This window comes from Pseudundibacterium arcticum (assembly GCF_042646465.1).
Taxonomy (GTDB): Bacteria; Pseudomonadota; Gammaproteobacteria; order Burkholderiales; family Burkholderiaceae_D; genus Undibacterium_A; species Undibacterium_A arcticum.
The window spans coordinates 188,498-214,684 of record NZ_JBHRTP010000032.1; the positions used below are offsets into that span (position 1 = coordinate 188,498).

At 60.8% G+C, this 26,187-nt stretch carries 21 protein-coding genes; 19 read left to right on the forward strand and 2 right to left on the reverse strand.

Going from position 1 to position 26,187, the window contains the following annotated elements; translation table 11 throughout:
* Positions 1–510: 510 nt before the first annotated feature.
* The 15 genes from mraZ to ftsZ all read left to right on the forward strand — a co-directional run bounded on the left by mraZ (position 511) and on the right by ftsZ (position 18,063).
* Positions 511–939 carry a division/cell wall cluster transcriptional repressor MraZ gene (mraZ, locus tag ACFOFO_RS11720; RefSeq protein ID WP_390322282.1) on the forward strand — a complete coding sequence of 143 codons (429 nt, stop codon included), beginning with the start codon at positions 511–513 and terminating at the stop codon, positions 937–939.
* Positions 940–947: 8 nt separating this feature from the next.
* A complete protein-coding gene (rsmH, locus tag ACFOFO_RS11725; protein ID WP_390322283.1) occupies positions 948–1,964 on the forward strand; it encodes a 16S rRNA (cytosine(1402)-N(4))-methyltransferase RsmH in 1,017 nt (338 codons plus the stop codon).
* Positions 1,961–2,233 carry a cell division protein FtsL gene (gene ftsL / locus ACFOFO_RS11730; RefSeq protein WP_390322284.1) on the forward strand — a complete coding sequence of 91 codons (273 nt, stop codon included), beginning with the start codon at positions 1,961–1,963 and terminating at the stop codon, positions 2,231–2,233. The genes rsmH and ftsL overlap by 4 nt, the downstream gene beginning before the upstream one ends.
* Complete coding sequence (locus ACFOFO_RS11735; protein WP_390322285.1) at positions 2,230–4,002, forward strand: peptidoglycan D,D-transpeptidase FtsI family protein; 1,773 nt, start codon at positions 2,230–2,232, stop codon at positions 4,000–4,002. The genes ftsL and ACFOFO_RS11735 overlap by 4 nt, the downstream gene beginning before the upstream one ends.
* Complete coding sequence (locus tag ACFOFO_RS11740; protein WP_390322287.1) at positions 4,002–5,522, forward strand: UDP-N-acetylmuramoyl-L-alanyl-D-glutamate--2,6-diaminopimelate ligase; 1,521 nt, start codon at positions 4,002–4,004, stop codon at positions 5,520–5,522. The genes ACFOFO_RS11735 and ACFOFO_RS11740 overlap by 1 nt, the downstream gene beginning before the upstream one ends.
* Positions 5,522–6,925 (forward strand): UDP-N-acetylmuramoyl-tripeptide--D-alanyl-D-alanine ligase, encoded by a 1,404-nt coding sequence (locus ACFOFO_RS11745; protein ID WP_390331580.1) that lies wholly within the window; start codon positions 5,522–5,524, stop codon positions 6,923–6,925. The genes ACFOFO_RS11740 and ACFOFO_RS11745 overlap by 1 nt, the downstream gene beginning before the upstream one ends.
* Position 6,926: 1 nt before the next feature.
* Entirely contained in the window at positions 6,927–8,096 is a 1,170-nt protein-coding gene (gene mraY / locus ACFOFO_RS11750; RefSeq protein ID WP_390331582.1) for a phospho-N-acetylmuramoyl-pentapeptide-transferase, read from the forward strand.
* A gap of 48 nt (positions 8,097–8,144) precedes the next feature.
* Entirely contained in the window at positions 8,145–9,677 is a 1,533-nt protein-coding gene (murD, locus tag ACFOFO_RS11755) for a UDP-N-acetylmuramoyl-L-alanine--D-glutamate ligase (RefSeq protein WP_390322288.1), read from the forward strand.
* A gap of 20 nt (positions 9,678–9,697) precedes the next feature.
* Positions 9,698–10,891 carry a putative lipid II flippase FtsW gene (gene ftsW, locus ACFOFO_RS11760; protein WP_390327860.1) on the forward strand — a complete coding sequence of 398 codons (1,194 nt, stop codon included), beginning with the start codon at positions 9,698–9,700 and terminating at the stop codon, positions 10,889–10,891.
* A gap of 20 nt (positions 10,892–10,911) precedes the next feature.
* Positions 10,912–12,000, forward strand: coding sequence for an undecaprenyldiphospho-muramoylpentapeptide beta-N-acetylglucosaminyltransferase (murG, locus tag ACFOFO_RS11765; protein ID WP_390322290.1), 1,089 nt, complete (start codon positions 10,912–10,914; stop codon positions 11,998–12,000).
* 106 nt (positions 12,001–12,106) lie between these two features.
* Positions 12,107–13,522, forward strand: coding sequence for a UDP-N-acetylmuramate--L-alanine ligase (gene murC, locus ACFOFO_RS11770; protein WP_390322291.1), 1,416 nt, complete (start codon positions 12,107–12,109; stop codon positions 13,520–13,522).
* On the forward strand, positions 13,519–14,511 hold the full coding sequence (locus tag ACFOFO_RS11775; RefSeq protein WP_390322292.1) for a D-alanine--D-alanine ligase: 993 nt from the start codon (positions 13,519–13,521) through the stop codon (positions 14,509–14,511). Before murC ends, ACFOFO_RS11775 begins: the two co-directional genes overlap by 4 nt.
* Before the next feature lie 31 nt (positions 14,512–14,542).
* The gene (locus ACFOFO_RS11780) at positions 14,543–15,340 is read left to right on the forward strand and encodes a cell division protein FtsQ/DivIB (RefSeq protein WP_390331584.1); all 798 of its coding nucleotides are present in this window, start codon (positions 14,543–14,545) and stop codon (positions 15,338–15,340) included.
* Positions 15,337–16,569 carry a cell division protein FtsA gene (gene ftsA, locus ACFOFO_RS11785; protein ID WP_390331585.1) on the forward strand — a complete coding sequence of 411 codons (1,233 nt, stop codon included), beginning with the start codon at positions 15,337–15,339 and terminating at the stop codon, positions 16,567–16,569. Before ACFOFO_RS11780 ends, ftsA begins: the two co-directional genes overlap by 4 nt.
* 291 nt (positions 16,570–16,860) lie before the next feature.
* Positions 16,861–18,063 (forward strand): cell division protein FtsZ, encoded by a 1,203-nt coding sequence (ftsZ, locus tag ACFOFO_RS11790; protein WP_390322294.1) that lies wholly within the window; start codon positions 16,861–16,863, stop codon positions 18,061–18,063.
* A gap of 385 nt (positions 18,064–18,448) precedes the next feature.
* Here ftsZ and ACFOFO_RS11795 read toward each other — a convergent pair whose 3' ends face one another.
* Positions 18,449–18,646 (reverse strand): hypothetical protein, encoded by a 198-nt coding sequence (locus ACFOFO_RS11795; protein WP_390322296.1) that lies wholly within the window; start codon positions 18,644–18,646, stop codon positions 18,449–18,451.
* Between the two features lie 53 nt (positions 18,647–18,699).
* Between ACFOFO_RS11795 and ACFOFO_RS11800 the strand changes: the two genes are divergently transcribed.
* Both ACFOFO_RS11800 and lpxC read left to right on the forward strand, forming a co-directional pair.
* The gene (locus ACFOFO_RS11800) at positions 18,700–19,206 is read left to right on the forward strand and encodes a peroxiredoxin (RefSeq protein WP_390322297.1); all 507 of its coding nucleotides are present in this window, start codon (positions 18,700–18,702) and stop codon (positions 19,204–19,206) included.
* 481 nt (positions 19,207–19,687) lie between these two features.
* Positions 19,688–20,623 (forward strand): UDP-3-O-acyl-N-acetylglucosamine deacetylase, encoded by a 936-nt coding sequence (lpxC, locus tag ACFOFO_RS11805; RefSeq protein ID WP_390322298.1) that lies wholly within the window; start codon positions 19,688–19,690, stop codon positions 20,621–20,623.
* Between the two features lie 525 nt (positions 20,624–21,148).
* On the opposite strand, the gene ACFOFO_RS11810 is transcribed toward lpxC, so the two are convergent.
* Positions 21,149–21,646 carry a hypothetical protein gene (locus tag ACFOFO_RS11810; RefSeq protein ID WP_390322299.1) on the reverse strand — a complete coding sequence of 166 codons (498 nt, stop codon included), beginning with the start codon at positions 21,644–21,646 and terminating at the stop codon, positions 21,149–21,151.
* 67 nt (positions 21,647–21,713) lie between these two features.
* On the opposite strand from ACFOFO_RS11810, the gene ACFOFO_RS11815 reads away from it, so the two are divergent.
* Positions 21,714–22,679: a M23 family metallopeptidase gene (locus ACFOFO_RS11815; protein WP_390331587.1), complete on the forward strand. Its 966-nt coding sequence runs from the start codon at positions 21,714–21,716 to the stop codon at positions 22,677–22,679.
* Positions 22,680–22,982: 303 nt separating this feature from the next.
* Positions 22,983–25,745, forward strand: coding sequence for a preprotein translocase subunit SecA (secA, locus tag ACFOFO_RS11820; RefSeq protein WP_390322301.1), 2,763 nt, complete (start codon positions 22,983–22,985; stop codon positions 25,743–25,745).
* The last annotated feature ends 442 nt before the right edge of the window (positions 25,746–26,187 follow it).

The window sequence follows — 26,187 nt, forward strand, 5'->3', positions numbered from 1 at the left end:
CATCTTGTGCAAGTAAAACGTGCAGATTGGCAATATACTCCCGTCAAATTCAGGGAATTAATACGCAACTTCACTGTCATAGTGGTCGCGACAGAATGTCGCATGCATGCCCGCATTCGGATCGGCACCTGCCGACCGCAGCGCGTCAGCGAACAGTCGGACAATACCGCGCCGCAACGTTTTTGCCGGCAAGGATGCGTTTTTTTAAAATATTTTTGCGATATTATGGCGCCCAAATACATGTATGTACGTGAGATGCCACTTTCACTATCGTTTATAAGTGCCTAATTTATCAACGAATTTGTATTTTGCATTACTTCAACGAAACAGTCTAAGTCTTTGACTTTATTCATAAAAATCACATTTTCCCCTTTGCAAATTGCTTGACCGCACTTAGTGCATCCACTAAAGTGGGCATCAGTGTCAAAAAGTGTGTTTTTGTGGGATGTAATTCGCGAAAAAGCACTTCGACCCATTTGTCCACTGATGCATGCATAAAGGTTTTTCACTGTGTTCCAGGGCGCGTCCGCAATCAATCTCGATGTCAAAGGCAGGATGTCCATCCCTGCCAGGCATCGTGACGCCCTGACAACACAGTACGAAGGCCGCCTCACGCTCACCCGCCATCCGCATGGCTGCCTGCTGTTCTTCCCACGCCCGACCTGGGAAAGCCATCGCGAGCAAATCGCCGCCTGGCCGATGTCGGCGCGCGCCTGGCAGCGGATATTCCTCGGCAATGCCTCGGACGTGGAGCTCGATTCCGCCGGCCGCATCCTGATCGCGCCGGAACTGCGCAGTGCCGTCGGCCTCACGCGCGACGTGATGTTGCTCGGCATGGGCAGCCATTTCGAGATCTGGGACGCCGCCAAACTCGCCGAGAGCGAGGCGCAAGCGATTGCGAGCGGGATGCCCGACGTCCTTTCCAATTTTTCCTTCTGAGCACCGCGATGACGACACAGGCGGAGCCAGATTTCCAGCACCGCACGGTGTTGCTGGACGAAGCGGTCGATGCGCTCGCGATCAATGGCGCACGCGCCGATGGCGTGTATGTCGACGGCACCTTCGGCCGCGGTGGCCACAGTCGCAAGCTGCTGGCCAATCTGGGTGCGGGCGGCCGCCTGATCGCGTTCGACAAGGACCCGCAGGCGATCGCCACCGCCCAGCAGATCACGGATCCGCGCTTTGAAATTGTGCACGACAGCTTCGCGACGATGACGGCGGCGCTGACCGAGCGCGGCCTCACCCAGGTCGATGGCGTGTTGCTGGACCTGGGCATTTCGTCGCCCCAGGTCGACGACGCGACGCGCGGCTTCAGTTTCCGGCTCGATGGTCCGCTCGACATGCGGATGGATACCACGCGCGGCCAGTCGGCAGCACAATGGCTGGCGACCGCAACCGAACAAAACATAGAAAAGGTGGTGCGCGATTATGGGGAAGAACGGTTTGCTTTTCAGGTTGCAAAGGCGATTGTTACTCGCCGGTCAGTCGCGCCAATTTCAAGCACACGACAGCTTGCCCAGATCGTGGCAAGCGCCGTCAAGACCCGCGAGAAAGGCAAGGACCCGGCCACCCGCACCTTTCAGGCTATTCGGATTTTCATCAATCAAGAGCTTGAAGACCTCGAAATAGTGCTGGATCAGGCGTTCCGGCTGCTGGCGCCGGAAGGACGGCTGGCCGTGATCAGCTTCCATTCGCTGGAAGACCGGATCGTCAAGCGCTTCCTGGCTGGCAAGGCCAATGTGCCGCAGCCGGACCGCCGGCTGCCGATCCGCGCGGTCGACCTGCCGCAACCCGAGATGAGGCTGGTGGCAAAACTGAAGCCGTCGGACGCGGAAGTCGCGGCCAATCCGCGCGCGCGCTCTGCGATCCTGCGGGTGGCCCAGCGTCTGCCCGCTAGCGTGTCTGTTAGTCCGTCCAACAATCAATCCGGCCGAGCCGCCCGAACCGGCCGGAGCGCGCCATGAGCGGCCGCCTGAACCTGTTGCTGACCGGCTTGCTGGTGATCTGTGCGCTGTCGCTGGTGAACGCGCAATACCAGTCGCGCCGCCTGTTTATCGAACTGGAACGCGCGCAATCGCAGGCGCGCCAGCTCGATATTGAGTGGGCGCAGCTGCAACTCGATCAATCGACGCTCGGCAAGAACGCCAGGATCGAAACCAATGCCCGCCGCGACCTCCACATGCAGGCACTGACCGCTGCCCGCACCCAGTATTTGATGGTGGGGGGCAAATGACGCGCAAAGCGACAGGCACCGGCGCATCGCGGGTGGCGGCGTCGAAAGGCGTACCGTTTTCCGCCAATCCGGTATTGGCGACGCGGCTGCCGGCGTGGCGCTCGCGGGTCGTGCTGTTCGCGCTGTTCGCCGCGTTTCTGGCGCTGGCCGGCCGCGCGTTGTGGCTGCAGGGACTGTCGACCGATTTCCTGCAGAAACAGGGCGAGTCGCGCTATGCGCGCACCCTCGAATTGCCGGCCACCCGCGGCAAGATCACCGACCGCAATGGCCAGGTGCTGGCATCCTCGGTGCCGGTAAAGGCGATCTGGGCGATTCCCGACGACGTGGCCGACGCACCGACGGAAAAGCTGCGCCAGCTGGCACAATTGCTCGATATGAGCGACGCCGAGTTGCGCAAGAAGCTCGATTCGGACCGCAATTTCGTTTATCTGAAGCGGCAGGTGGAGCAGGACACTTCCGACAAGATCGTCCGCCTTGGCATCACCGGCATCGAGACCCGCAAGGAATACAAGCGCTTCTACCCTGAAGGCGATGTGATGGCGCACGTGGTCGGCTTCACTAACGTCGAAGACGCCGGCCAGGATGGGATGGAGCTGTCGTCGCAAAAGAGTCTGGTCGGCATGACCGGCAGCCGGCGCGTGATCAAGGATCGCCTCGGCCGTGTGGTGGAGGATATCGGCGCGGTGCGCGAACCGCATGACGGCAAGGACCTGACCCTGTCGATCGACAGCAAGATCCAATTCATCGCGTTCTCGCAACTGAAGGAGGCGGTCGAAAAACACAAGGCCAAGGCCGGCGGAATCATCGTGCTCGATGTGAAGACCGGCGAGGTGCTGGCACTGGCCAACCTGCCCAGCTATAACCCGAACAACCGCGCGATCCTGACCGGTGCGCAGCTGCGCAACCGTGTGCTGACCGACACCTTTGAGCCGGGCTCGACCCTGAAGCCGTTCACGGTGGCCTTGGCGCTCGATACCAATCGGGTGACGCCGTCGACCACCTTCCAGACTTCGCCCGGCAGGATGACGATCGGCACCGCCACCATTGGCGACTCGCACGCGCACGGCTTGCTGAGTGTGAGCCAGATCATCCAGAAATCGTCGAACATCGGCACCGCCAAGATCGCGCTGCAAATGCCGCCGCAGGACATGTGGGAAATGTTTACCACGGTCGGCTTCGGTCAGCAGCCGCGTTTCGGCTTCCCCGGCGCGGTCGCCGGCCGGGTGCGGCCATACAAGTCATGGCGCCCGATCGAGCAAGCGACGATGAGCTATGGCCACGGCATTTCGGTATCGCTGATCCAGCTGGCGCGCGCCTACATGATTTTTGCGCGCAATGGCGACATCATTCCGCTGTCGTTCCAGAAAATGCATGACCTGCCGGTCGGCCAACGCGTGATTTCCGAAAAGACCGCGCTCCAGATGCGCGGCATGCTGGAGTCGGTGGTCAGTCCGGAAGGGACGGCGCCGAAAGCGCAAGTGCCCGGCTACCGGGTCGGCGGCAAGACCGGGACCGCCTACAAGATCGTCCACGGCAAATACGTGAAGGAATACATCGGCGACTTCGTCGGCTTCGCGCCGGCTTCCAACCCGCGCATCATCGTTGCGGTGATGATCGACGAACCGACGTCGGGTCATCTGGCCGGCGACGTCGCGGCGCCGGTGTTTGCCACGGTCGCGGCCAACGCGCTGCGCGCGATGAACGTGGCGCCCGATTCCTCAGTGACGAATATCATCATTCCGGCCGACAGTATCGAAGAGAGCATGTAATGACGATAACGCCCACCAATTTGAACGAGATCCTGGACTGGCTGCGCGAAGTTGCGCCCGGCGCCCAGCTGTCATCCGATTCGCGCAGCATTGCGCAGGGAGACGTGTTTCTGGCTTATCCGGGTGATAGCGCCGATGGCCGCCATTTCATCGCCGACGCGATTGCCCGTGGCGCCCAGGCAGTGCTGTTCGATGGCACGGATTTCGATTGGAACGATGACTGGAACGTGCCGCATCTGGCGCTCGCCGACCTGAAGCTGGCCGCCGGGCATGTCGCCAACGCGTATTACGGACGGCCCGATGCCGATATGTATACCGTCGCGGTGACCGGTACCAACGGCAAGACTTCCAGTGCGCAATGGATCGGCAACGCGCTGTCGCGTCTGGAACAGTCAACCGCGGTGATCGGCACTCTCGGCGTCAGCCTGTACCAGCACGGCGAATCCGGCGCCCACGACGAAACCGGTTACACCACGCCCGATGCGGTACTGCTGCAACGCAAACTGGCCGCGCTGCACGCGGCCGGTGCCAGCGCGCTGGCGATCGAAGCGTCGTCGATCGGCCTCGATCAGGGGCGATTGAACGGCCTGCATGTCGACGTTGCGGTGTTCACTAATTTTACCCGTGACCATCTCGATTATCACGGCGACATGGCGAGTTACGAGGTGGCCAAGACCCGCCTGTTCGACTGGCCAGGATTGCGCTATGGCGTGGTGAACCTGGACGACGAGATGGGCTTGCGCCTGGCGCATGCCTACCAGGATAAATTAACGCTGATCGGCTACACGCTGCAGGATGACGGCGAGGTGCCAAATCTGCCCGGCGTCGTGATCCTGCGTGCGACCGATATCCGCAGCCGCCATGCCGGCACCGAATTCCAGCTCGACACGCCTTATGGATCGAGCGCGGTAAAAATCAACATGGTCGGGCGCTTCAATGTCAGCAATGTGCTGGGCGTGCTCGGCGTGCTGCTGGCCAAGGCGGTCGATTTGCACGCTGCAGTCGGCGCGCTCGAAGCGCTGACGCCGGCGCCCGGACGCATGCAACAACTGGGTGGCGCCGACGCACCGATGATCGTGATCGACTATGCGCACACACCCGACGCGCTTGAAAAAACCCTGGCTGCGTTGCGTCAGGTGGCGCAGGAGCGACACGGTCAGCTGTGGTGCGTGTTCGGCTGCGGCGGTGACCGTGACCCCGGCAAGCGGCCGCAGATGGGTGCGATCGCGCAAGCGGCCGATCACGTGGTGGTCACCAGCGACAACCCGCGTAGTGAAAATGCGCACCAGATCATCGAACAGATTCTGGCCGGCATGACGTCGACGCCACAGGCGATCGACGACCGTGCCGCCGCGATCCTGTCTGCGGTGCGCCATGCTGAAAAGAACGACGTGATACTGCTGGCCGGCAAAGGCCATGAAAGTTCCCAGGAAGTGATGGGCAAGAAACTCTCCTTTTCCGATACCGACCATGCCGCACTGGCCTTGGCGGCGCGCGCGACGATGGGGAGGGCGCTCTGATGCGGGCCACGCTGATGGAGTTGCAAGGCGCGCTGCCAAATGCGATGACGGTCAATGCGACCATTGTCAACCATAGCGCCGTGCACGCGCAGTGCGACGGCATCAGTACCGACAGCCGCAACGTGGCCGCTGGCAATCTGTTCTTCGCGCTGCGCGGCGAACATTTCGACGCCCACGACTTTCTGCCCCAGGTTGCGGCGCAAGGCGCGGCGGCCGTGGTGGTCGATCGTTTGCCGCAGGGGCTGAACATTCCGGCGCTGGTGGTGCCGGATACACGCATCGCGCTGGGCCAGGTTGCGCGTTTCTGGCGCAACAAGTTTGCCTTGCCGCTGATCGGCGTGACCGGCAGCAACGGCAAGACCACGGTCAAGGAAATGATCGCGTCGATCCTGGCCGCCGCGTTCGGCGCCGATGGCTATCTGGCGACCCGCGGCAACTTGAATAACGAAATTGGTGTGCCGCTGACCCTGGCGCGGCTCACTGCGGCGCACCAGGCCGCAGTGGTCGAGTTGGGGATGAATCATCCCGGCGAGATTGCCATGCTGACCGCGATCGCACAGCCGACTATCGGGCTGGTCAACAACGCGCAGCGTGAGCATCAGGAATTCATGGCCAGTGTCGATGCGGTCGCGCAGGAAAACGGGGCCGTGATCAGCGGCCTGCCGGGGAACGGCATCGCCGTGTTTCCGGCCGACGACCAGTACTCGCCGTTGTGGCGCGGTTATGCGCGCAGCAGCGGCCAGCGCCGGATTGTCACCTTTGGTCTGTCCGACGATGCTGATGTGCGCTGCAGTTTTCAGGGCAGCGAGTTCGGCAACGAGATGCAAGTGTTCATCGGCGCCAATACGTTTGCGGTGAAGCTGGCGGCCCCCGGCGTCCACAATGTGCGCAACGCACTGGCCGCGGTCGCCTGTACCTTTGCCAGCGGTGTCGCGTTCGGTGCGATCGTGCATGGGCTGGAATCGTTTGCGCCGGTCAGCGGCCGCTTGCAGCGCAAAACCGCGCTCAACGGCGCCAAAGTGATCGACGATACCTATAACGCCAACCCGGATTCGGTGCGGGCGGCAATCGATGTGCTGGCCCAAGCTGATGGCGTAGGAGTGCTGGTGCTGGGCGATATGGGCGAGGTCGGCAACGAGGGCCGTCAGTTCCATGAAGAAATCGGCGCCTATGCGCATGCGCGCGGCATCGACCTGCTGTTTACCCTGGGCCAGCTGGCGCAGCATTCCGCCACCGCCTTCGGTACCCAGGCGAAACATTATGACGATCTGGGTGCGCTGCAGCAGGCGCTCGATGCGGTCACAAACAAGGACACCACGGTGCTGGTGAAGGGCTCACGCTTCATGAAAATGGAGCGGCTGGTCCAGCATCTGATCAACGAACCAACAAGGGAAGCCCACTGACATGCTGCTCTGGCTTGCACAATTTTTCAAACAGGATATCGGCCTGCTGCGGGTCTTTAACTTCATTACATTTCGCGCGGTATTCGCGACCCTGACCGCGCTCGCGATTGGATTATTCGCTGGTCCGGCCGTGATTCGCATGCTGACCCGGATGAAGGTCGGGCAGGCGGTACGCACCAACGGTCCGCAAACGCACCTCGTCAAATCCGGTACGCCAACCATGGGTGGCGTGCTGATCCTGATCGCGATCGGCGTCTCGACCTTGCTCTGGTCCGATCTGTCGAATCGCTTCATCTGGGTGGTGCTGGTGGTGACGCTCGGGTTCGGCACGGTCGGCTGGGTCGACGATTACCGCAAGGTGGTCTACAAGGACCCGAACGGAATGGCGTCGCGCGAGAAATATTTCTGGCAGTCGCTGATCGGCATCGTCGCCGCGCTGTATCTCGCGTTTTCGGTATCGGCGCCGACCAATACCAAGGTCTGGCAATTGTTTGTGGCGTGGGTGCAATCCGGGTTCAATCTGGACCTGCCGCCGAAGGCCGATCTGATCGTGCCGTTTTTCAAGACGATCAGCTATCCGCTCGGTGTCTGGGGCTTCATCGCCCTGACTTATTTCGTGATTGTCGGCACCAGCAATGCAGTCAATCTGACCGATGGCCTGGACGGGCTGGCGATCATGCCGACCGTGATGGTCGGCACCGCGTTGGGCATCTTTGCGTATTTGACGGGTAACGCCACCTATTCGAAATACCTGTTCATTCCGCACATTCCCGGCGCTGGCGAGTTGTTGATATTTTGTGGCGCGATGGCCGGTGCCGGCCTGGCTTTCCTCTGGTTCAATGCACATCCGGCCCAGGTCTTCATGGGCGACGTTGGCGCGCTCGCGCTGGGCGGCGCGCTCGGCACCGTCGCCGTGATCGTGCGCCAGGAAATCGTGTTGTTCATCATGGGCGGCATCTTCGTGGTCGAGACCTTGTCGGTCATGATGCAGGTGGCCTACTTCAAGCTCACCAAGAAAAGATATGGCGTCGGCAAGCGAATACTGCTGATGGCGCCGCTGCATCACCATTTTGAACAGAAGGGATGGAAAGAGACGCAGGTAGTAGTGCGTTTCTGGATCATCTCGATGATGCTGGTGCTGTTTGGTCTGTCGACCTTGAAATTGCGTTGACACCGTATTGAAACCAAGTTCAAACCGTGCGAAATGACACAAAGCTAAATGGATTACGCAGGAAAACACGTACTGGTACTCGGCCTCGGTGAATCCGGGCTGGCGATGGCGCAATGGCTGGCCCGTTGCGGCGCGACCTTGCGCGTGGCCGACACCCGCGAGCAGCCTGCGCGTTTGCCGGCATTGCGGCAGGCCTTGCCGGACGCCGAATTTATCGGTGCGCCTTTTTCCGCCACTTTGCTCGATGGAATCGATTTTGTCGCCGTCAGTCCGGGTCTCGCGCCGACGCGCGAACTGGCGCAAATTCTGCCCGCCTCGGAGCAGCGCAATATGCCGGTCTGGGGCGAGATTGAATTGTTCGCGCAGGCACTGGCCGCATTACGCGCGCAGCGCGAGTACGCGCCGAAGCTGATCGCGATTACCGGCACCAACGGCAAGACCACGGTCACCAGCCTGGTCGGCCTGCTGTGCCAGCGCGCCGGCATGACGGTGCAATTGGCCGGCAACATCAGCCCTGCGGCACTCGACGTGCTGCGCGAGGCGATCGACAACCAGGCGCTGCCGCAGGTGTGGGTGCTGGAACTGTCGAGTTTCCAATTGCACACCACCTATAGCCTGCAGGCCGATGCGGCGACGGTACTCAATATCACTCAGGATCATCTGGACTGGCACGGCGACATGGACGCCTATGCCGCCGACAAGGCAAGAATCTTTGGCGCGAATACGGTGCGCGTGCTCAATCGCGACGACGCGCGCGTGATGCGCATGGCGACGCCGCAGGCGCCCATCATGAGCTTCGGTGCGGCCGAACCGGCGCAGGACCATGCCTTTGGTCTGCAGAGCGAACGCGGCATGCAATGGCTGTGCGTGGCCGCTACGGGAGAAGGTGACGACGAGGGCCGCAGCGAGGGCCACCACAAGCGCCGCCGCAAATATGACCCGGTCGAACTGCCGGTGACCGTCAAGCGCCTGATGCCGGCCGATGCGCTGAAGATTCGTGGCCAGCACAATGCGGTCAATGCACTCGCAGCGCTGGCCCTGTGCCGTGCGATCGGCCTGCCGTTCGCGCCTTTGTTGCACGGGCTGCGCGAATATCATGGCGAGCCGCATCGGGTCGAGCTGGTTACCACCATCGGCAGGGTCGAATACTACGACGATAGCAAGGGCACCAATGTCGGCGCCACCGTCGCCGCATTGAATGGCCTCGGTTCCAGCAAGAATGCAGGCCAGGGCATGGTGCGTGCGCACCTGCTGCTGATTGCCGGCGGCGATGGCAAGGGCCAGGATTTCAGTCCACTGGCCGAACCGGTCGGACGCTATGCACACGCGGTATTCCTGATCGGCAAGGACGGCGCAGCCGTGCGCGCCGCGCTACAGAATGCAGGGGTCCAGCTGACCGATTGCGCGACCCTGGAGCAGGCGGTGCAAGCGGCCGCCAATCTGGCGCAGGACGGCGATGCGGTGCTGTTGTCGCCGGCCTGCGCCAGCCTCGACATGTTCGACAATTATGCACACCGGGCCCAGGTCTTTATCGATGCAGTCCGTGAAATTGCGTTGTCGCGCGGCGAGGTCACCGTATGAAGCTCGGCATACCATCGTTCATGCCATCCTGGTCGGCGCCGGAGCAGCGGCCGCTGAATAGCCTGACGCAGCGCTCCAAGATGATGGAGTACGACCAGCCACTGGTATGGGTCACGCTGCTGCTGATGCTGCTGGGGATGGTGATGGTGTATTCGGCCTCGATTTCGTTGCCGGATTCGCCGAAATACGCGAGCTACAAGAACGCGCACTTCCTGATTCGTCAGGCCATGTTCATCGGCGTCTCGCTGCTGGCGGGCATGTTCGTATTCCGGATCCGGATCGAAGCCTGGCAGCGCGCGGCCCCTTATTTGTTTGTCGCCACGCTGGTACTGCTGGCGCTGGTGCTGGTGCCCGGTATCGGCAAGGGCGTCAATGGCGCGAAGCGCTGGTTGTCATTCAAGGTGTTCAATCTGCAGCCGTCGGAATTGATGAAGCTGTTCGTGGTCCTGTATGCCGCCGATTACACGGTGCGCAAGCAGCAGTTCATGCATAAATTCACCAAGGGCTTCATGCCGATGGCAATGGCGGTCGCGGTGGTCGGCCTGTTGCTGTTGCTGGAGCCGGATCTTGGCGCGTTTGGCGTAATCGTCTGCGTCGCGATGGGGATCCTGTTCCTAGGCGGGATTAACGGCATCTGGTTCGGCGGCATCGGTGCCACGCTGGTCGGGATCTTCAGCCTGGTCATCATGCTGTCGCCGTGGCGGCGGGAGCGGATCTTTGCCTATATGAATCCGTGGACGGAAGAGAACTCCCTGGGCAAAGCCTATCAGCTGTCGCACTCGCTGATCGCGTTCGGCCGCGGCGAACTGTTTGGGGTCGGGCTCGGCGGCAGTGTCGAAAAGCTGCACTATCTGCCGGAAGCGCACACGGATTTCTTATTGGCCGTAATCGGCGAAGAGCTCGGCTTTGTCGGCGTGCTGGTAGTGGTGGTGATGTTTTACTGGATCATCAAACGCGCATTTGAAATCGGGCGCCAGGCGATCGCAATCGACCTGACCTTTGCCGGTTTGACCGCGAAAGGGATCGGCATCTGGATCGGGGTCCAGGCCTTCATCAATATGGGCGTCAATCTTGGCCTGCTTCCTACAAAAGGTTTGACCTTGCCACTGATGAGCTACGGCGGTTCGGGCGTGCTGATCAATTGCGTCGGGCTGGCGATTCTGCTGCGGATCGATTATGAGAACCGGGTACTGATGCGGGGAGGGCGCGTATGAGTGCTCGAATGAATACGCGGATGCCAAAGCGACTGCTGATCATGGCGGCCGGCACCGGTGGTCATATCTTCCCCGGTCTGGCGATTGCAGAGACGATGAAGGCGCGCGGCTGGCAAGTGTCGTGGCTCGGCACGCTTCACGGCATGGAGCGCGAGCTGGTGTCAAAACACGGCATCGAGATGGATACACTCGATTTTTCCGGATTGCGCGGCAAGGGCACCATGCATACGCTGCGCGGCGCGTTCAAGCTGGTCGCCAGTTGCGTCAGCTGTTTCGGCATCCTGGGCCGTCGCAAGCCCGATGTGGTGCTCGGCATGGGCGGGTACGTGACCGTGCCCGGCGGCGTGATGGCGAAATTGCGCGGTATCCCGGTGGCGTTGGTGAATGCCGACGCCGCGCTGCTGTTGTCGAACAAGACCCTGGCGCCGTTGGCACAGCGGGTGCTGTTCGGCTTCCCGGCCGATTTCGGTGGTGCCGCGAGCAAGGCGCTGGTGACCGGCAATCCGGTGCGGACCGAGATCATGGCGCTGCCATTGCCGGCACAACGTTTTGCCAATCGCAGCGGTCCGCTGCACATATTGGTGGTCGGCGGCAGCCTGGGTGCCACGGTATTGAATGAATGTCTGCCTGCGGCGTTGGCACGCATACCGGAACAGGTCCGTCCCACGGTGACGCATCAGGCCGGCAAGCAGCAGGCCGGTGCCGTGTGCGCTGCCTATGGCAAGGGGCAGGTCGAAGCCGAAGTGCTCAGCTTCATCGACGACATGCCGCGGCGCTATGCGCAGGCCGACCTGGTAGTCTGCCGCGCCGGCGCGATCACCGTGTCCGAGCTGACCGCCGCCGGTGTCGCCAGCGTGCTGGTGCCGCTGATGGTGTCGACCACCTCGCACCAGCGCCAGAATGCAGTCTGGATGGCCGATCAGAAGGCCGCGATCCATTTGCCGCAGAGCGAACTGACAGTGGAGCGGCTGGCGGAGTTACTGCAGGGGTTGACGCGCGAACGATGTCTGGAGATGGCGAGCGCCGCGCATGCCATCGGCAAACGCGATGCGAATCAAACGATCGCCAACGTATTGGAAGAATTGGCAGGAGCAGCAAACAAATCATGAAACATAAAGTTAAAAATATTCATTTCGTCGGGATTGGCACCAAGCCGGACGGTCGTCCGGCGTCCCATCTACACGGCACATGCCGCGCCGCCAGTGAGCTGAGAACATGAAACACAAGGTCAAGAATATCCATTTCGTCGGAATCGGCGGCAGCGGCATGAGCGGCATTGCCGAAGTGCTGATCAACCTCGGCTACACGGTGTCCGGCTCGGATCTCGGATCGAATGCCGCGACTCAGCGTCTCGCCAGTCTGGGCGCGAAAGTGACGCTCGGGCACGCCCCCGAAAACATCGACAAGGCCGATGCGATCGTGACCTCGACTGCAGTCAATCAGGACAATCCGGAAGTCATCGCCGGACGGGAAAAGCATATTCCGATCGTGCCGCGGGCATTGATGCTGGCAGAACTGATGCGCCTCAAGCGCGGCATCGCGATTGCCGGCACCCATGGCAAGACCACCACCACCAGTTTGGTGGCCAGTATCCTGGCACAAGGCGGCTTCGATCCGACGTTTGTGATCGGCGGCCGTTTGAACAGCGCCGGCGCCAATGCCAAGCTGGGCACCGGCGACTTCATCGTGGCCGAAGCGGACGAGTCGGACGCATCGTTCCTGAATCTGTATCCAGTGATCGAAGTCATCACCAATATCGATGCCGACCATATGGAAACCTATGGCCACGATTTCGCGAAATTGAAACAGGCCTTCGTCGAATTCACGCAACGCCTGCCGTTCTATGGCCGCGCGATGCTCTGCATCGACGATCCAAATGTGCGTGAAATCATCCCGATGATTTCCAAGCCGATCACTACCTACGGATTTCATGAAGATGCCGATGTGCGCGCGGTCGACGCCAGGGCGGTCGGCGGACACATGCAGTTCACCGTGATCCAGGATGGCTATGCGCCGATGTCGGTCAGCCTGAATCAGCCCGGCATGCACAACGTTCAGAACGCCTGCGCCGCGATTGCCATCGCGCGTGAAGTGGGAGTCGCCGATAGCGCAACGCAACAGGCGCTGACCGAATTTAACGGTGTCGGTCGTCGCTTCACCCGTCACGGCGAGCTGAGCCTGACCGATGCCGACGGCAAGCCGCGCGGCTCGTTTGCGCTGGTCGATGACTATGGCCATCATCCGGTCGAGACCGCAGCGACGCTGGCGGCCGCTCGTGGTGCCTATCCAGGGCGGCGGTTGGTGCTGGCATTCCAGCCGCATCGATATACCCGTACCCGCGACCTGTTTGAGGATTTCGTCAAGGTCCTGTCGATGACCGACGCCTTGCTGCTGGCCGAAGTCTATGCGGCCGGCGAGTCGCCGATCGTGGCCGCTGATGGGCGCACATTGGCCCATGCGCTGCGCGTGGTCGGCAAGGTCGAGCCGGTGTTCGTGGAAGACATCGGCGACATGCCCGCGACGATCGCCAGCCTGGTCAGGGATGGCGACGTGGTGATCACGATGGGCGCCGGTTCGATCAGTGCGGTGCCGGCGAAATTGATGCAGGTTTTTGGACAGGATAAATCATGAGCAAACCGGTCCCTACCGACCCCAGTGCATTCGGCAAGGTCGGCGTGCTGTTCGGAGGCCGTTCGGCCGAGCGCGAAGTGTCTCTCATGTCGGGCAATGGCGTACTCAAGGCGTTGCAGAGCAAGGGCATCGATGCGCATGGATTCGATCCGGCGCAGCGCAGCCTGGCCGAACTGGCAGCCGAAAAATTCGATCGCGTGTTCATTGCGCTGCATGGACGCTATGGCGAAGACGGCAGCCTGCAAGGCGCGCTGGAGCAACTGGGCATTCCATATACCGGCTCCGGCGTCATGGCCTCTGCCATCGCGATGGACAAGGTCATGACAAAACGCATCTGGCAAAGCTACGACCTGCCGACGCCACGCTTCCTGGTGCTGGAAGCGGATGGCATGTCGCGCGAACAGCTGCGCAAGGTGCCGGACGTGCTGGGGCTGCCGCTGATGCTGAAGGCGCCGCACGAGGGTTCGACCATCGGCATCAGCAAGATCAACGGCTATTCGGACATGCAGGACGGTTTTGCGCTGTGCGCGAAGTTCGACGAGGTGGTGCTGGCGGAAGAATTCATTCAGGGCCGCGAGCTGACCGTGGCGATACTTGGCGCCGGCAGTTCGGCGCGGGCGCTGCCGGTGATCGAGATTCGCGCACCGGGCGGCAATTACGACTACGAGCACAAATACCTCAGCGACGACACCCAGTACCTGTGTCCGGCGCCGCTCAACTCTGATCTGACCGGGCAGATCCAGGCAATTGCGGTGCGGGCTTACAAGGCCGCCGGCTGCAAGGGCTGGGCGCGGGTCGACTTCATGCTGCGCAACGGCGACGACGAACCATTCCTGCTGGAGATCAACACGTCACCCGGCATGACCGGCCATTCGCTGGTGCCGATGGCGGCCAAGGCGGCGGGCATGAGTTACGAAGATCTGTGCGTCGAGATACTCGCTTCGGCGGCGCTGGAATTGAAGCCGTCGCAGGACTGGAAGCCGGCTTAGCCGCCACACCAACAAGAAAACGGACAACGCCATGTGGCAAGACATCAGGATGCTGAACGCAACGACCAATGCACTACTTGGTCTGTTCGCGCTCGTCCTGCTGGCCACGGGCGTCTGGTGGCTGGCGCAGCGACCGATGTTTACGCTCAAGCTGATCCGGGTCGAAGGCGTCGCGCACGCGGAACTGCGTCACGTCAATGCGCTGACCATCAGAGGCACCGCGTTGCCACGCATCAAAGGCAATTTTTTTACCACCAATCTGGATGCGGCGCGGGTCGCGTTCGAGGCGGTGCCGTGGGTTAGCAAGGCCACGGTACGGCGCGAATGGCCGAACCGGCTGATTGTCGAGATTGAAGAGCATCAGCCGCTCGGTACCTGGGGCGATGCCGGGCGTCTGCTGTCGGTCAAGGGCGAAGTATTTACCGCCAATCTGGACGAGGCGGAAGAGGACGGCGAACTGCCGGAATTTGGTGGCCCGGCCGGCAGCGAAAAGGAAGTGGTGACCCAATTTGCGCAATTGCGCGAATGGTTCGCGCCGATCCATCTGGCGCCGGAATCGGTGCAACTGTCGAGCCGTTACGCGTGGTCGGTCAAGCTCAACAACGGCATGACGGTCGAACTCGGGCGCGAGCGCGACAAGACCACGTTGAAGGAGCGGGTTGATCGCCTGACCACGATTTATCCGCAGTTACTGGCGCGTTTGCAGGATCGTATTGAAAGCGTGGATATGCGTTATCCGAATGGTTTGGCTCTCAAGGCCAGCGGGATGGCATTCGGACCAGATGGTCAACCCAAAAATAAGCAAAAAAAAGTAAGCGGAACGAGATGACAAAAGACGCAAAAAACCTGATCGTCGGACTCGATATTGGTACCTCGAAAGTGGTCGCGGTGGTGGCCGAGGTGATGCCGGACGGCCGTCACGAGGTGATCGGCCTGGGCCAGCATGAGTCGAAAGGACTCAAGAAAGGCGTAGTCGTCAATATCGAGGCGACCGTCGAGTCGATTCAGCGCGCGCTGGAAGAGGCCGAGCTGATGGCAGACTGCAAGATCAGGAATGTCTACACCGGGATCGCCGGCAGTCATATCCGCAGCTTCAATTCCAGCGGCATGGTCGCGATCAAGGACAAGGAAGTCACCGCCACCGACGTCGCGCGCGTGATCGAAACCGCGAAGGCGGTCAATATCCCGACCGACCAGCAATTGCTGCATACCGTGCCGCAGGAATTCATTGTCGACAACCAGGAAGACGTGCGCGAGCCGATCGGCATGAGCGGCATCCGGCTGGAGGTCAAGGTACACATCGTCACCGGCGCGGTGTCGGCGGTGCAGAACATCGTCAAGTGCGTGCGTCGCTGCGGACTGGAAGTGTCCGATCTGATCCTGCAGCCGATGGCGTCGGCCGACGCGGTGCTGACGCCCGACGAAAAGGAACTGGGCGTGGTGCTGATCGACATCGGCGGCGGCACCACCGCGGTCGCGGTGTTTACCGAGGGCGCGATTCGCCACACCGCAGTGATCCCGATTGCCGGCGACCAGATCACCAACGACATCGCGATGGCGCTACGCACGCCGACCTCGGAAGCCGAAGAAATCAAGTTGCGCTACGGCGTCGCGAAACAGGTGCTGGCCGATCCCGGCGAGCACCTGGAAGTGCCGGGGTTGGGCGATCGCGGTCCGCGCACCCTGTCGCGCCAGGCGCTGGCAGCCGTGATCGAGCCGCGCGTCGAAGAATTGTTCGCGCTGGTGCACCAGGTGGTGCGCGAGTCGGGTTACGAAGAAGTGCTGTCGTCCGGCGTGGTGCTGACCGGCGGCTCGGCAATGATGCCGGGCATGGTCGAGATGGCGGAAGACATCTTCCTGAAGCCGGCACGGCTCGGCACACCCGACTACCGTGGTCAGTTGGCCGACGTGGTGCGCAGCCCGCGCTACGCGGCCGTGCTGGGCCTGTTACTGGAAGCAAAACGGCAGTATCAGCGCGGCAATATCGTCACCCGCCAGCAGGGACAGGCCAAGGCGATCTGGCAGCGCATGAAGGAATGGTTTTTGGGAAATTTTTAAACGACCGGTCTGGCCGCTGAACTGGCCGCTGAATACGACCGAACGATCGAGATCAATTTTTGTCTGGTAGTTTGTTGTATTTATATACTCGTTGTATTACTGTTGTACTAAGCAGGTAATTCAAGGGAAGTTTTGTTATACACCCTGAAATTCTGGTTTTTGCAGGGCTTGATCTGGTTTTGCCGGATGTTGTGAAAAATAAATTTTGAGTTAACCGCTGTTTTTAGTCGCTAGGCGTCACACCGCGTGATGCCTAGCGACTAAAAACCGCATCTTGATAGGGAGCGCATCATGGAGTTTGACTTGGTCGATAACGCAACACAAGGTACCGTAATCAAGGTCGTCGGCGTCGGCGGCGCGGGCGGCAACGCGGTCCAGCACATGATCAACAAGGGTGTGTCGGGTGTGGAATTCATCGCCGCTAACACCGACGCACAGGCGCTCGCTACATCGAAGGCGCATAACGTGATCCAGATCGGCGAGACCGGTCTGGGTGCGGGCATGAAGCCGGCAGTCGGCCGCCAGCTGGCGGAAGAGTCGCGCGCCCGCATCGAGGACGCGCTGCGCGGTGCGCACATGGTGTTCATCGCCGCCGGCATGGGCGGCGGCACCGGTACCGGCGCCGCGCCGGTCGTGGCCGAAATCGCCAAGTCGCTCGGCGCGCTGACCGTCGCGGTGGTGTCCAAGCCGTTTTCGTACGAAGGCCAGAAGTGCATGGACATCGCGGACGAAGGGCTGGAAGCGCTGTCGCTGCATGTCGATTCGCTGATCATCATCCTCAATGAAAAACTGGAAGAGATCTACGAAGACGACACCATGATGGAATGGCTGCAGCATGCCGACGACGTGCTCAACAACGCGGTCGCCGGGATCGCCGAGATCATCAACGTGCCGGGCCACATCAACGTCGACTTCAACGACGTCAAGACCATCATGGGCGAGCAGGGCAAGGCGATGATGGGAACCGCCACCGCATCCGGCATCGATCGCGCCCGCATCGCAGCGGAACAGGCGGTCGCATCGCCGCTGCTGGACGGCATCGACCTGTCGGGCGCGCGCGGCGTGCTGGTCAACGTCACTGCCAGCCGTAGCTTGAAAGGTAAGGAAATCAAGGAAGTGATGGCGGCGGTACGCGCTTTTGCCGCACCCGACGCCTCGATCGCGCAAGGCATCGCGTACGACGACACGATGGGTGACGACATCCGCGTCACCGTGGTTGCCACCGGTCTCGGGCGCGCCAAGAAGGCGATGCAACTGGTGCAGACGCCGATGCTGCGCACCGGTACCCACAACGAGCCGATGATGGCGATGGGCGGCGCGGCGGCGGTATCGAATCCGATGCATCCGACTACCGCGCACACGCCATCGTTCGATGGACTGAAGGCGCCGGCGGTATGGCGTCGCGAGTCGGCGTCGGAAACCGTGCGTGCGCTGGAGAAGAACGGGATGGAGACCTACGACATCCCGGCTTTCCTGCGCAAGCAAGCGGATTGAGTGGGGTAGCCCCTCGCCCGCGTGCGGGCGAGGGGTTGAATGACTCCTTCCCCTTCAAGGGGAAGGCTGGGATGGGGATGGGCTTCGGTCGCAAATCGTCGTCTTCATTTGCTGCGTGAATTGTTTTGAGATCGCTGGCCGGGAGTGGCCCGGCAGCCACTTACCTTTTTTGTCTCGCCAAAAAAGCTAAGCCAAAAAACGCGACCGCACAGTCGCTGCCCCTTCGGGGGTGTAGTGGGGAATTCGGGCAGCATGCTGTCCGCCCGCGGAACGGTTTGCGCGTGTAAGCGCAAACTCCCTCTCCCGTTGGTGCGAGACCAAAAATGGGAAATGTCCGAAACTCGCTGCCCTTGCAGGGCGCATCTCCGCTTGCAAGCGGAGACCGTTACGCAGGCGCGGGGCTTGCCCCGCGAAATCCCTGCTTCACCTCAGACAACGGACATTTCTGATCCATTTTCTGTCCCGCACCAACGGCAGCGCCAAAGCGGAACGGCAAATTCAAAACCAAATCAATACGCCAGTCTTTTGTCTTCTGCACAAAAATTCCGGCTGAGGCATACTTGCGGCCTGCACGCTTTCTCATCTGCGTTGCGCATCTCAGTCGGCGCTTTCCCATCCCATACAAAGGAGCAAATCATGACCATCAAGATCGGCGACAAACTACCAGAAGGCACACTTGCCGAATTCATCGAAACCGCCACCGAAGGCTGCGCGCTCGGACCGAATACCTTCAAAGTCGGTGAATTGGCCAAAGGCAAGAAGATCGCCATCTTCGGCCTGCCCGGCGCCTACACCCCGACCTGCTCCGCGCAACATGTGCCGGGCTATGTGAAGCACGCCGCCGACCTGAAGGCCAAGGGCGTCGATGAAATCTGGTGCATCTCGGTCAACGACGCATTCGTGATGGGCGCGTGGGGCCGCGATCAGCATGCGACCGGTATCGTGCGCATGATGGCGGACGGCAATGGCGACTTCAGCAAGGCGCTCGGCCTGGACGCCGATTTTTCAAAATTCGGCATGGGCACGCGCTCGCAGCGTTATTCGATGGTGGTTGAAGACGCCGTGGTCAAGCAGTTGAACGTCGAGCAGGGCGGCAATTTCGAAGTGTCGAACGCCGAGACGATGCTGACCCAATTGGGTTAATCCGGTTTGGCGGTAGTAGTAAAGCAATTAGGAATTACGCAGAGTATTACTAAAACTTACCGTGTCATTCCCGCGCAGGGTGTAGCAGGGAATTCGGACAGCCCGCTGCCCGCCTGCGAAACGATCTGCGCGTGCAAGCGCAGATGCGCCCTGCAAGGGGGAATCCAGTGTCTGTCGTTGATCAACCAACGACGCTGGGTTCCTGCTTGGCCGCAGGCCAGTTTATCCTGAGCTTGTCGAAGGGCAGGAACGACAATACAGTTTGCGATTTTTCGTGGTTTTTGCGTACGTCCAGACAATATTAGAACGGCACCGGGTGGTTTCACGGCGCCGTTTTTTTTGCGGCGATGAGAAGTCTGGCAACTTGCGTCAGGGCTACCTACGCGGGCGCCGCCAAGCGCATCGGCTAAGCGTTGATATTATCCGACAGAGCGGCTCGTGCGTATCAATTGACTCACCGGTAAGTTGCTATAATTCTGGGATGCTCAAACAACGCACCATCAAACAGCTCGTCAAGACCGTCGGCGTCGGATTGCACTCCGGCACCAAGGTCGAATTGACGTTGCGACCGTCCGCGCCAGATACCGGAATCCTGTTTCGACGCGTCGATCTGACGCCGGTGGTCGAGTTCCCGGCCGCGGCGCTCGCTGTCGGCGACACCCGGATGGCGTCGACGCTGATGCAGGATGGCGCCAAGGTGTCCACCGTCGAACATCTGATGTCGGCCTGCGCCGGCCTCGGCATCGACAACCTGATCATCGACGTCAGCGCGGAAGAAATCCCGATCATGGACGGCTCGGCATCGTCCTTTGTGTTCCTGTTACAGCAGGCCGGATTGCAGGAGCAGAACGTCGCCAAGAAATTCATCCGCGTCAAGCAGCTAGTCGAGATCCGCGAAGGTCAGGGCGCATCCGAGAAATGGGCGCGGCTGGAACCGTTCGACGGTTACAAGCTGAAATTTTTCATCGAATTCAACCACCCCGCAGTCGACGGCACGACCCAGACCGCCGAGGTCGATTTCAGCAAGGTGTCCTACGTCAGAGACGTCGCGCGCGCGCGCACCTTCGGCTTCATGCAGGATGTCGAGACCTTGCGCGGCCTCGGGCTGGCACGCGGCGGCTCGTTTGAAAACGCGATCGTGATGGACGAATACCGGATCCTGAACGCCGACGGTCTGCGCTATGAAGATGAATTCGTGCGCCACAAGATTCTGGACGCGATCGGCGACCTGTATCTGGTCGGCCATCCGCTGCTGGCCAGCTATACCGCGCACAAGTCCGGCCATGGCCTCAACAACCAGTTGTTGCGGGCGCTGCTGGCGCAACCGGATGCCTACGAGATCGTCACCTTCGACAACATCGCCGCGGCGCCGCCGTCGTATGCGCGCCAGGCGGCGCACGAGTGGGCACTGACTTGAGCTTTAGTGCTCACGGTGGTTTATATACTCCTGTAGAGGCCGCTCTGTCCTGCGCGTGAATCAATCGCAATCTATTGATACCGGCATCAATTTTTAGGGCGGGACATGGTTCAACAAAAAAGCCGTCGCGAGACGGCTTTTTTACGTCAGTAACAACCTGAATCAGCAGGTCAGTCACGCATGCGCCGATCAGGCCGCCGTTCCAGCACCGGCGTGATGCTCGGTCGCGAGCGGGCGAAGGGCCTACGCAAGGCCGCGACGGAATACCGTCGCGCGTGTCAGGCAAGCCGGGCCACGTAGCGTAACAACGGGCGCGGCCACCAGCTTGGCAGCGGAGGCTCTTACAAATTCTTTCAATTTTGTGGCGCGCGCCGCGATCAGGCCGCAGCCGCTCCGCTGTCGCCTCATTGACTCGCATTGCTAGTGGAGTATATTGAATATTTACAACAAATACTCCGATGATGTCGCTGCACCTATGGGAGTATGTGTTCCGGCAGGGCGCGCTGACCGGTCAGCTTGTCCGCTTCAGCCAGGGTGGCGCCGCCGATCGAGCAATGCCGCGATCGCCGCGTTCAGGCCGGCATTGCGCGGCGATTTTTCCAGCGTGGCGCCGAGTTCCGCGAGCGCCGACACGGCCTTCGACGGTAGCGTTAATTGACGGGGAATCGTTGATTTTGAAAGGCTCTTCGTTACTTGCACTTTGAGACGTATTGCATTAACCTGCCAGCCCGACTTGAGCAGTTCACCTTGCAATTTTGGCAATTGCTGTTTCAGCTTGGCAGCCAGCGCGGCGTTCGGTATCGACAGCAGCAACAGACCGGCATCGAACTGCAGTACGTCGCACGACGCAAACATCGCGGGCAGCAGCGCGGTGCAATCCCGTTGCAACGCGATCATGCGTGTGACCGTCGGCAGCAGGGCCGCCATCGCGTCATCGGCGCGCAACAAATCCGCGGCGCCGGTCGCCGTCCTTGGTTTACGGCGTACGCTGCTGCGCTGATAAGGGGAATAGGTGGTGGCCATCACCCGAAACCATATCACAGCCGGCCCCACAATGCTGCGTGGCGAGCAATGAGTTCCTGGAGTCGCAATGCAAATAATTCTGCTGCACCCGCGCTTTACGCAAGCCAAGTCGGTCACGCTCGGATCGCGCCACGTGGTGCTGGCCGGCCTGGCTTTCCTGAGCTCGGTGCTACTCTGTGCGGCCTTGCTGTCGTTGCTGGGCTTGCGGCTGGCGGCCGACGGCCGACTGCCCTTCCTGCGCGACCTTGTCGGCATCAGTGCGCCCGATGACGGCGGCGTCAAGCAGGACAAATACCTGAAGGAAAACCTGGCCGCGATGGCGGTCAAGCTGGGCGCGATGCAGGCGCAACTGATGCGGCTCGACGCGTTGGGCGAGCGGGTCCAGGGTCTGGCCGGCGTCAAGCCGGAGGAATTCAATTTCAAAGACAAGCCCGGGCAGGGCGGAGCCGAGCCGAGCAGCGCCGCTGCGCCGGCCGCGCATGCGCTGACCATCAGCGAATTTCAGAAGGCGCTGGACGCGCTGGCGGTCGATGTCGAGCATCGCTCCGACTACATGAACGTGGTCGAGAGCACGCTGATGAGCTTCAAGGTCAAATCCAAGCTGCTGCCGACCAGCCAACCGGTCGATGCGAATTATGTGGCATCGAGTTTTGGCCTGCGCATCGATCCGTTCACCGGTCGCAGCACTTTTCACGAAGGACTGGACTTCCCGGCGTCGACCGGCACGGCGATAGTGGCGGCCGCGGGCGGGGTCGTGATCGCGGCGGAATATCATCCGCAGTTCGGCAACATGATCGATATCGATCACGGCAACGATATTGTGACCCGCTACGCGCACGCCTCGCGCACCTTGGTCAAGGTCGGCGACATCGTCAAGCGCGGCCAGCATATCGCCGACGTCGGCACTACCGGGCGCTCCACCGGCCCACACCTGCATTTCGAGGTGCATGTGAAGGGCGTGCCGCAAAACCCGCAGAAATTCCTGTCGGCCGGTGCCGATCAGGCAAAAATCGCGGCGCTCGAGCCAAAATGAGAAATGTTGTAATTTTGGTATGGCGCGTGATGCTGAATGGAGTGTAGTAAAAAGTGCAACTTTATGCGGGCCGCGCCAACAGGTGCCTGCATTGCGGGATCACGGTGGCACGCGTTGCCAGGCAGACACGCAAATCGCGGCGGTCACAGCATTTCCGGGGCCGCTATTGTTTCCCAGCGGATAAGCCCAATCTGGGGCGTATCGCATGCTAAAATCGTTTTTTTAGCCATAGTCGGACTCGATGCGGTAACAATATGGACCGCATAGAGTCTTTTTTTACGGCGCTTTTTCAAGAATTCACGCATGTCCTTACTGACCCAGATCTTCGGTAGCCGCAATCAGCGCCTGCTCAAACAATATCAAAAAACCGTCAACGCAATTAATGCACTCGAGCCGGCGATGGAGCAGCTGAGCGACGCCGAATTGCAGGCCAAGACACCGGCCTTCAAGCAACGTATTGCCAGCGGAGAAAAACTCGACGATCTGCTGCCGGAAGCCTTTGCAGTGTGCCGCGAGGCCGGTCGCCGGGTGCTGAAGATGCGCCACTTCGACGTGCAGCTGATCGGCGGCATGGTGCTGCATTACGGCAAGATCGCAGAAATGGGTACCGGCGAGGGCAAGACCCTGATGGCGACACTGGCGGCGTACCTGAATGCGCTGGCCGGCAACGGTGTGCACGTGATCACGGTCAATGACTACCTGGCCCAGCGCGATGCCGACTGGATGGGCAAGCTATATGGCTGGCTCGGCATGTCGACCGGCGTCAACCTGTCGCAGATGGAGCACGATGCCAAGCAGACCGCTTATGCGTCCGACATTACCTACGGCACCAACAATGAATTCGGTTTCGATTACCTGCGCGACAACATGGTATTCGACGCCAAGGATCGGGTGCAGCGCAGCCTCCATTTCGCGATCGTCGATGAAGTCGACTCGATCCTGATCGATGAGGCCAGAACGCCACTGATCATCTCCGGACAGGCCGAAAACCACACCGATCTGTACCACAAGATCAACGAAGTGCCGAAACTGCTGACCTTGCAGATCGGCGAAGAAACGCCGGACGGCAAGGGCCTGGTCGAAGTGCCGGGCGATTACACCAAGGACGAGAAAGCGAACCAGGTGTTGCTGACCGAAGCCGGCCACGAAAAGGCGGAGCAGATTTTGACCCAGATGGGGCTGCTGCCGGAAGGTGCATCGCTGTATGACGCCGCCAACATCACGCTGATCCACCACCTGTATGCGGCGCTGCGCGCCAACGTGCTGTTCCACAAGGACCAGCATTACGTGGTGCAGAACGATGAGGTCATCATCGTCGACGAATTCACCGGCCGTCTGATGACGGGCCGCCGCTGGTCCGACGGCCTGCATCAGGCAGTCGAAGCGAAGGAAGGGGTCCGGATCCAGAACGAGAACCAGACGCTGGCGTCGATCACGTTCCAGAATTATTTCCGCATGTACAGCAAGCTGGCTGGCATGACCGGTACCGCCGATACCGAAGCCTACGAATTCCAGGAAATCTACGGCCTCGAAACCGTCGTGATTCCGCAGAACCGGCCGAACCAGCGCAAGGATCGCCACGATCAGGTCTACAAGACGCCGCAGGAAAAATACAATGCGATGCTCAATGACATCCAGGAATGTTACGGTCGCGGTCAGCCGGTACTGGTCGGCACCACGTCGATCGAAAATTCCGAGCTGCTGTCGGGCATCCTGACCAAGGCCAAGCTGCCGCACAATGTGCTGAACGCGAAGCAGCATGCGCGCGAGGCCGAAATTATCGCCCAGGCCGGCAGTCCGAAAGGCATCACCATCGCGACCAATATGGCCGGTCGCGGCACCGACATCGTGCTGGGCGGCAATGTCGAAAAGCAGATCCAGTTCATCGAGGCCGACGACCAGCTGTCCGACGCCGACCAGCTGCAGCAAGCGCAAAAATTGCGCGATGAATGGCAGTCCTTGCACGACCATGTGGTCGAGGTCGGCGGCCTGCATATCGTCGGCACCGAGCGCCACGAATCGCGCCGGGTCGACAATCAGTTGCGTGGCCGCGCCGCACGTCAGGGCGACCCCGGATCGTCGCGTTTCTACCTGTCGCTGGACGACTCGCTGCTGCGCATCTTCGCCGGCGACCGCGTGCGCGCGATCATGGACCGGCTGAAGATGCCGGAAGGTGAGCCGATCGAAGCCGGCATCGTGTCGCGCTCGATCGAATCGGCGCAGCGCAAGGTCGAGGCGCGCAACTTCGACATCCGCAAGCAATTGCTGGAATACGATGATGTCGCCAACGATCAGCGCAAGGTGATCTATCAGCAGCGCAATGAACTGCTGGAGTCGAAGGACGTCTCCGACCTGATCGCGTCGCTGCGGCACGGCGTGTTCACCGATATCTTCCGTACCTATGTGCCGAAAGAATCAGTCGAAGAGCAGTGGGATCTGAAGTCGCTGGAAGCGACTCTGAAGAACGAGTGGCAGCTCGACGTGCCGTTCAGCGGCATCCTGGCAGCCGAGCCGAATCTGACCGACGAGGATCTGCTGCAGCGCGTGTTGACCGCCGCTGACGAAGCCTATGCCGCGAAGACCGCGATCGTCGGCCAGGAAGCTTTTGCCGGTTTCGAGCGCAGCATCATGCTGCAAAGCGTCGATACCCACTGGCGCGAGCACCTGGCAGCGCTCGATCACCTGCGTCAGGGCATCCATCTGCGCGGCTATGCGCAAAAGAACCCGAAGCAGGAATACAAGCGCGAAGCATTCGAACTGTTCGGCCAGATGCTCGACATGATCAAGAATGAAGTGATCAAGATCGTGATGACGGTGCACATCGAGACGCGCGAAGAAATCGCAGCGGCCGAAGAGGAGCTGGCGCAGCAGCAGGTTGCGAACGTGCATTACGAGCATGCCGACTTCAATCCGAATGCGGCACCGGAAGAGCTGCTGGCGCCAGCGGCCAATCCGGGCCCGCCCCTGCAGCCTATGGTCAACCTGGTGCCAAAAGTCGGCCGCAACGACCCTTGCCCTTGCGGCAGCGGCAAGAAGTACAAGCAGTGCCATGGCCGGCTCGAATAATCATCCCAGACCATGAAACTTGAAAAAGGCGGAGCGATCCGTCTTTTTTATTGGTGCGCCCGGCAGGGCGCACCTACTTGGAGGTGAAAGTCCTCTACTTGCCCGACAAGGGGAAGAGTTAGCGGAAGGCAAGGGTGTCGCGGGCGACTGCGAATCTGAAGGAAGCCGGAAGCAAAGCGCTGGCATGACGGGGACGCCGAGTCGAACAGGAAGCGGATACGAGGCGGCGTAGCCGGGTGAGATGTCCAATTTCATCGAAGCCCGATACTTGTACGGAAGGCTACGGCGTAGATCCGACAGGCATAAGCGTGAAGGTGGGTGCGCAATACCCGGGGAGATCTGCATGCGTGCCTTGTGCTACCGACATCGAGAGGTGTTGGGATGCGCATGCAGAAGTCAGCAAACGGCATAGTAGGTCGAGGACGAGGCGGCGAGCCGGAGA